This is a genomic window from Brevundimonas diminuta ATCC 11568 (assembly GCF_000204035.1).
Classification (GTDB): domain Bacteria; phylum Pseudomonadota; class Alphaproteobacteria; order Caulobacterales; family Caulobacteraceae; genus Brevundimonas; species Brevundimonas diminuta.
Window position 1 is genome coordinate 516,995 of the sequence record NZ_GL883086.1, and the last position, 2,790, is coordinate 519,784.

Annotated in this window: 3 protein-coding genes; 1 reads left to right on the forward strand and 2 read right to left on the reverse strand. The window is 58.5% G+C overall.

Annotated elements, in window-relative coordinates; all coding sequences use genetic code 11:
- Together BDIM_RS17860 and BDIM_RS06260 are read right to left on the reverse strand one after the other, a co-directional pair.
- The coding region (locus BDIM_RS17860; RefSeq protein ID WP_169312129.1) for an AAA family ATPase at window positions 1-1,228 on the reverse strand (1,228 nt) is incomplete at its 3' end.
- Window positions 1,229-1,428: 200 nt separating this feature from the next.
- Window positions 1,429-1,674, reverse strand: a complete 246-nt coding sequence (locus BDIM_RS06260) for a helix-turn-helix transcriptional regulator (protein ID WP_003164727.1) — start codon at window positions 1,672-1,674, stop codon at window positions 1,429-1,431.
- Between the two features lie 303 nt (window positions 1,675-1,977).
- Here BDIM_RS06260 and BDIM_RS17865 point away from each other — a divergent pair.
- Window positions 1,978-2,790, forward strand: an 813-nt coding sequence (locus BDIM_RS17865) for a hypothetical protein (protein WP_169312130.1), incomplete at its 3' end; no start/stop codon positions are given.

Here is a 2,790-nt window from a genome sequence, read left to right on the forward strand (position 1 = left end):
CCCGGTTCGGAACGCCCCCCTGTCCTTCGAACGGCACATAAACGGCAGGAGCCGGCCTCACGCGCTGACCGAACCACTCCCGTCCGTTGGAAATATGCGCTAGCAGGTCGAGGGTCAGGAATGACTTGAAGGTTCCCGAGTCCCCATAGATGGCTCCTACACCAGCATCGGGGATGATATGCTTCACGAGCCACCGAAGCGCCGGGAGGCGGTCAAGGCCGTCATCCCGGAGAAGTCGAAAATGATGTTCGGCGTCCGGTGGCCCAGCCCCCATCAATGCATTCGCGATCCGCTCGCCAACCTCGGCATGGTGGGCCTCCGCTGCCAACTTCGCCCTTGCATTTCGGAGGGTCAGATTAAGGTGCTTGTCAGTGTATTTTTTCGGCTTGTCCGTGCGCTTGCTCAATGCAGACAGACGGAACGCCTCGCGACAAGCGCCATTGGATTCGGTCATCCGCGCCAGCATCATCATCAGCGCGAAGTCAGCTTCTGACTGGGAGGGGTATTGCCGCCCCTCCCAGTCGCCGCGCATCAGCAGCCCCAGTTCACCGTTATCTTCGATGGCGATGGCCGCGATGCAGACGCCGAGGTCGTCGTCAGGCCGATCTGGTCGCAGTTCGTGGTCGCCTGGGTCTTCCCGGTGCATCTGCGAAGCCATGTTGGCGGCAAAATGCTGGCGCTCCGCCACGGGCAGATCGCGGACGACGTCCCCGGTGCAGATGATGAACCGTTCGCGACTGTAAATCTCAACGCCATCGCGGGACCGCTTTCCAGTGCCGATGTCGGCACGCACCCAGATGTGCCACCCGAGGCCGGAACGCGACCGCTCGGCATAGCTGTCGGCCTGCTCAATGACGTTCTGGTGCAGCGCAGTCTGCTCCGGCGTGGTCCAGATTTCCGGTCGGCTCGGGTGCGTTTCTTGTGTTTTCACGTCGAGGTCGATGCAGGTGAACGGATCGCCCGCCGTAATGACAAAACCAATGTCGAGGTTTCGAGCCGCCGCCTCCGTCGTCGCCTCATCAAATGCCATAAGCGACGACACCTCATGGACACTGACGTTGACGGGTCTGCCGTTGCGGAGAACGAGAGGTGCTTTGTCCGCGCCCGCCAAGGCCCACTGACGACGCTCGCGCAGTTCAGGGGGAATACGAAGCCACTGCGCCATCCGGGCGGACATGGCGGCAGGTTGGGAACCTTCGGGGGGCTGCCCGATAATAGGGGTGGTCATCGGCTTTCAATCTCAATGGGTTGGCTGATGGCTCCCTGCGTGATCGAGTTCAATTTCAGCGGCTGGGCGCATTCAACGCTCGGCCGCGTTTCTCGAATGGGGCTAGTGACGGGCTAGGAGACCCGTCACCGGTGGCCGCGAACCGACTGGACGCATTCCGCTTCCCCATGATCGACACAGGTATTCAGGGTTTGCGGGTCTTAGTCCGTGAGGGTGTCACTGGTGCTTCGGCGGGCGCCTGAGGCGAGCCAGGCAAGCACATCGCGTTCGGCGTACCAGACGCGACGGGTACCGGGCGGGCTGAAATGGCGCGGGCCATCACCCCTGAACCGATACTGGTCGATGGTGTTGGGATGGACGCCGAGAATGTCGGCGACCTCTTTCGTGTCGAGGGGACGCCCCTTGGGCGTATAGCCGAACAGCTCCGCAAGCTGGTCGAGGGGCATATCGATTGTATTCACCACAGTTCTCCCATCCCGCCATGACCCAGGCGGGGGGAGGGGTGAACGGCTCAACTATCGTCGAACCCGATATGTGAACCCAAGCAAGATGCGTTGGGATAGCCCTAACTTAACACGCATTGCGGTGCTTCGTGCAACCCGCCACGCAAGGCCTGATAAGATTTAGTCCCTTCGCCAGCTATCCGGCGTTCTGTTCTCTCAGGGGGTGTATGGTGTGTATGATCTGGATATCAGCTAAGTCTCGCCCATCAATCCGTACACACCGTACACATGCTTCGAGCCCGAACCATGATTGAGGTTACCTACGACGAAACCCCGCTGAACGACCAACGCAAGGTCCGAGCAATTATCAAGCGGCTGGGCGTGCCATCCCTCCCTCCAAAAGCTCTTCCCAGTCGATCCGATGATAAGGAACTTCCTGCCGAAATAGCCGCCATCCCGATTGCCCCCCTCCAGTTCTGGGAGCGATATCTGGTCAATCGCCAAACCTGCTTCACTTGGCATGATAAGAAAGATGTGTGGCTTACGGCCAATGCCGAAGCAGGCGTTCTACGTCGTATTGTCATTTTGGGTCTCACCGCAAAGAAAGATGCGGAAGTTATTCGTTCTGAATCTTGGAGATTGCAGCAAGATTCAGGGAGCATCCTTGATGCCGATAGCATCCGCCGGATTGCTATGGACGTCGTATCAAATCGTCCTGAACGAGAATATAGCGACCTTTTTGCCCAGTGCCTTGGCGATGTTCGCCGCTACTTCAAATGGCAAGACGGTAAAATTATTGAATCCGACGGGCGGATGCTCCCTATTAATAGAATGGGCCTTCGCCAGGAGGACGTCGATCTTCTTCGTTCAGTATTCGAAGCGCTGCCTCGCACATTAATCAACCCGCTTCGGGACCGCCTCGGAGGAACCTTTCGCCCCCTGAAGATCAAGGATGCACCGTGTCCGCTGTGCGGTGATCGGTCAGAGGCCGTACCGAAGAAAAAAGAGTCTCCGCTCAAAAAATTGCAGAATGCCCGCAAAAATATTGCTGACGAGGCTTTCGCAGCATGGGTCAGCGCACGTCTAACAGATGAGAACAAGCCTGGCGTTTGGACGCGT

Excerpts from the sequence above, each read along its gene's own strand:
- BDIM_RS06260 (WP_003164727.1), bottom strand. The coding sequence starts at position 1,674 with ATGCCCCTCGACCAGCTTGCGGAGCTGTTCGGCTATACGCCCAAGGGG.